The organism is uncultured Nostoc sp., assembly GCF_964245575.1.
Lineage (GTDB): Bacteria > Cyanobacteriota > Cyanobacteriia > Cyanobacteriales > Nostocaceae > Nostoc.
In genome coordinates, this window is sequence record NZ_CAXTNP010000404.1 from 1 (window position 1) to 5,105 (window position 5,105).

1 protein-coding gene is annotated in these 5,105 nt (G+C 43.3%); it reads left to right on the top strand.

What is annotated here, in order from left to right; translation table 11 throughout:
* Positions 1-623: 623 nt before the first annotated feature.
* Positions 624-4,613: a DUF2157 domain-containing protein gene (locus ACFFAP_RS35565; RefSeq protein ID WP_375515619.1), complete on the top strand. Its 3,990-nt coding sequence runs from the start codon at positions 624-626 to the stop codon at positions 4,611-4,613.
* Positions 4,614-5,105 lie beyond the last annotated feature (492 nt).

Genomic DNA, 5,105 nt, shown 5'->3' on the forward strand with positions numbered 1-5,105 from the left:
AGCCAGCGCTGTGGGCGGGTTTCCCGACTTGAGGTGACTGGCGTTGGGGATTAGGGGCATGGGGACTGGGAAGAAGGAATATTAGCTTAGTGGTCTGTCTTATACCAATTCGCAATACTTCTCTACGAGAGGCTGCGCCAACGGCTTACCTCGGCTTCGCTCGGCACAAGTGCGAGAGTACAAGTTCGCTTTTTCGCCCATTCGCAATTGAGAAATTAAGATGCAGCAAAGCAATCCCTGCTTACATCTGTTACCTTCTTTTAGAGAATTGGTATTACTAATTTTGATGAGTTCGTAGTAAGCACAAACCGTGCTTAAAAATCCAGGACTAAAGTTTTTACTACGAACTTTTTCAGCTATCAAAATTAATGGGACAAACCACTAGTACCGCAAGGCGGAAGTCACGCATTCACGCATTCACGCATAATTGTATTCCAAGCTCTTGCGCCATTTGAAATGGTGAACCAGCGCTGCGGGAGGGTTTCTTGAAGGGTATGTTTATTTACGCCATGCTGTACTAAGTTAAAAATTAATATCAATTAGCCTAATAAGTGGCACAATTAGAGCCAAAATATACTTTAATTAAATGCACGATTAAGTATATAGTTATACTGCTGCCGCTTATGTCATCACCCCTTGAGCGCCCGCTAAAATTTGAAATCAGACTGCCATCTTCCCATCCTCATTTATTAGAAGGACTAGATATATGGCTGCACTTAGGTTTGATATCTGATACCCAAGTTAGGCAGCTATGCCGAGAATTCCTGGTGTGTACGGTGGTGTTGCAAGCCCAGCCTGAAGCTGAAACAAAGGTAGCGTTTGTAACTTCCGATTCAGTGCAGCAGTTGCCTGTAGCAGCTTTACAATCTAGTAGCCGTAGACAACCGCAGCAAAAACCAGCTAAACCCAACTTGATCAGCACAATGTTGCAGTCCTTGGGAGCAGAACTGAGTGTGCGGTGGCTGCTTTTTCTAGGGGTATTCTTGGTAGTGGTGTCCTCTGGGGTATTGGCTGCGAGTCAATGGGAGAGGTTTCCGGCTTCTGGACAGTATGGAGTTTTATTTGCTTATACTTTGAGTTTCTGGGGATTAAGCTTTTGGGCAACTAGGCAAAGCAACCTCAGATTGACGGCTCAAACTTTGCTGATTGTCACCCTTTTGTTAATCCCAGTGAATTTTTGGGCAATGGATAGCTTTCGATTGTGGCAAAATCCTGTAGATTGGATTGTAGTTGCGATCGCCTGTCCTACCCTTACTGCTATAACTGTTTTACTCTCCAAAAATCGCAGTATTTTTCCCAATTTACTTACCGGGAAATTACCTCTAATAAATATTCTGGGGCTGAGTTATCTGCATTGGGGTTGGCAATTAAGAGGATTTCCCTTGATTGCCGTTTATGTGGCAATGATCGGCACAACTATTATTACTGTTTATCACAATCTTTACCAACAGCCTAATTCTATCAGTGAGGAAGATCGGCGCGATGTCTACGACGGGCTACGCCTACGCCGAAGGTTAAGTATTAGTTTACCTGCTACTGTAATTATTTATGCTTTGATAATACTGTTAGTGCGGGCGATTTTTCTTGCCAAGGTAGATGTCACACAGTTAGGGTTAGCTATTGGTATTTGCGGCTGGTTGGTAACAAGGCTTGCACAACAGGGGAGAGCAGGGGAGCAGGAAAACAGGGGAGCAGGGGAAGCAGGGGAGGTTACAGTAATATCTTCCTCATCTTCCTCATCTCCCCCATCTCCCTCATTCCCCTCATCCCTCTTATGGGAAAGACTTGGCGGCATCTTACTCTTCCTGGGTTGGCTGGTTTCGGTAGTAAATTATCCGATGTCAGCAATAGTTGTAAGTGCTTTGAGTTTGTGGTTTGTGGGAAGTCGCTTGCAGCAGTACAGTTTAAAAATAGACTTTGCAGCAGTTTTCGTCATTGGCTTGCAGACGATTTGGCTCTTTTGGCGATTAGTACCTGATAGCTTACAGAAATTAGCGATCGCAACTGGTACTCAACTTACCAATTCTCAAAATGAACCTTGGGCGTTGCTGAGTGTAGCTTTATTTCCCTACATAATTTTGATGGTAGCGCTCACAGATAGTCTGCATCGCACCGAAAAGCGAAAATTGGCTAAATTTGGCGAACTGTTAACCCTCTTATTTGGAGCTTTTTTAACAACGATCGCGATTGTAAATCCCGCATTGCGATCGCTAAATCTGCTATTTTCTACCATCACTCTTGCATTCGTTACTCAACGCCGATCCCCCCCATCCCTTCCCCTGATATATCTAACTCACATCATGGGAGTGCTGACTTTTTGCTTTACCATTAATTGGTTATTACCAACCCTCAGTCAACAAGCTTGGGCAAGTATTTTATTAGCTCTGATGGTTGCAGAATGGGTATTTAGCCTAAGCGAAGGACTATGGCGACATAGTGCCTGGGACATCGGTTTAGGATTAGCCGCCGCTAGTTTTTTCCTATTGTGGATGAATGCAGAATCAGCTTGGTATGGCATAGCTGATGCACAAGCTGATTGGGGAGTCTTATGGCTAGTTACGCCTATAACTCTCACGGGTGTTGCCAATGCCACAATTAGAGAGCGTCGCCTTACTAGCCGTTACTTGAGTGTATTGGCTGTAATAGTTGCCCAGCTAGTTACTTTACAGCTACCAGAAACCAGATTAATCGGTTTGGCCGTGGGTACGGGATTGATGTTTGCAAATACGCGCTATTTGCGAAACCAAATATCTGCGGTAATTACAGAAGGATTTCTTCTGAGTTTTATAGTGGCGCTGTTATGGATAGGTGTACCTGGCTTACCTCGCCTCGCGCTACCAGGTTGGTTTCTCGTCGGAGCGATCGCAATCCTAATTCTATGGTTAGCACGGATGATTTTGAACCGACGCGGTAACGAATTAGCAATTATATATGCAGCCGCAAGTGATAAGTGGGCGATCGCCTTGTGTGGTTTTGAGTTGTTTAGTTTGACGCTACACTCAATACTGATTTACTCAGGGTTTATTAGTTCTGGATTTTTGTACTTAGCTGCCACTGCTATCACCTTGGTAGCCATTGTTTATCGCAGTTGGCGAGAACCGACAAATTGGGCATTTTATGGCATCGGTTGGTGTTTGGAATTGTTGACTGCCCAAGCGCTGGGATTTGGGGAACCTTCAACTGTTAGGATAGCGACCGCAAATATTGCTTTAGGTTTAATCGCTCAACTTGTCGGCGAGTGGTGGCGACGACGACATCAATTAGAAAGGCTTCCTAGCAGTTTTCATATTTTGCCATTAATTTATGGTGCATTCAGTGTATTGCTGCGTTTGGACACCTTCACCGAGTGGACAGGGTTGTATTCCTTGGGTGTAGCTTTAATTATCATTGGCGTGGGGCGACGGCGCCAAGACTTTAAACCCCTGCTGTATTTAGGAATCATAGGTGTATCAATTTCTGCATACGAACTTTTGTTCTATCAAATGTTACAAGCTTCAACAGAAGCATTAGGTGATGGATTGATTGCCATGTCTGCCCTTGGCGCGAGTATTATGTATGCTTACCGCATCCTGTCGCCAAGGCTTGTCAGCTACTTACGCCTGACTCCCCAAGAACTGAAAAGAATTGCCCATATTCATTGGGCTTGGAGTAGCTGTTTATTAATGGCTGCGATTCCTCTTCCCATTAGAGTTAACCGTTTAGTGGGATTGGGAACGGGGGTATTTTTGATTCGCTATGCCATCTTTCAGGGACGAAATTCGCGCACTTCCCCCAGCATTTTTGGAGGAATCACAATAGCCCAAATGTGGGTTTATCTTGGCTTATTAGAAGTAGCCGGGATGAGAGTTTATTGGCGCGAGACAGCAGTAGGGCGATTTTGGGCTGGGCCATTAGTTCCTTGGAATGGTGCGATCGCCTGTGTGGTAGCTTATTTTCTGTACATTCTGCCTTGGGAAAATTGGGGTTGGTCTAAAAGACCTTGGCAACAAGCCGCCTACATCATACCACTGATAATTTTATGGGAAACCAGACTGCAAACTTACCCCATTACCTTGGTACTCGTAGCTGGATTCTACATCTTCCTTGCAAAGATGGGTGAAAACATCCGTTTTACCTATATTAGTGTGGCGCTCATCGATTGGGCACTTTATCGCTGGTTTAATTCTTTACATTTAACTGATGATTTATGGTATGTAATACCAATTGGGTTATCACTGCTGTATATTGCTCAAGTCGATTCTCAACTGAAGCTACCAGAGTACAAAACATCTCGTCATATTTTGAGAGTGCTAGGTAGTGGTTTAATTTCTGGGTGGGCAATTTTATTTTATCAAGATGCAGCCTGGATACCGGGGCTTCTCAGCCTCATTGGCATTTTTGCTGGATTAGCTTTGCGAGTGCGGGCATTTCTTTATATTGGTACAGCCACTTTTTTAATTACTACAATTTATCAATCAGTAATTTTCAGCTTGCAGTACTCCTTTTTAAAATGGGTTATTGGCTTGCTAGTTGGCATCCTCCTAATTTATATCGCCGCCAACTTTGAAACCCGTCGCGCTCAAATAACTTCTTTAATTCGTAGCGCCATTGATGAATTTCAATCATGGGAATAGGGCTAGTACAATGTCTAAGTTATACCAATTCAAAAAAAGAATGCGACAAATAGACCATTTGTAGAGACGCGATTCATCGCGTCTTTACCCAAAAATGTGTTGCAATCATTAATTGAATTGGTACTAGTTTTGAGGGTTTGTAGTAAGCACTTTAGTGCTTAGAAAATAAGGACTAAAGTCCTTACTACGAACTTGCTTACCCATCAATTTAAACCTCACAGGCTACTAGATATTAAGCTAATACCAATTATCTATGAAGATGCATAAAATAAAACACTTGAAACTCCATGCTGGACAAGGGAATTATTCTATGCAATTCTGCGTGGAAACAAACACATCTGTAATCAATATTTAACCAAAAATAATATGACTCGTGTTCAGCCGGACATAATATGAGAATAAACTTAACAGAATCCCACATTTAGCATCCATCAAAAAATATTGCTCCAGGGTTGACGTTTCCGTGTTTGGCGCAGTCTGTAGCAACTTCCG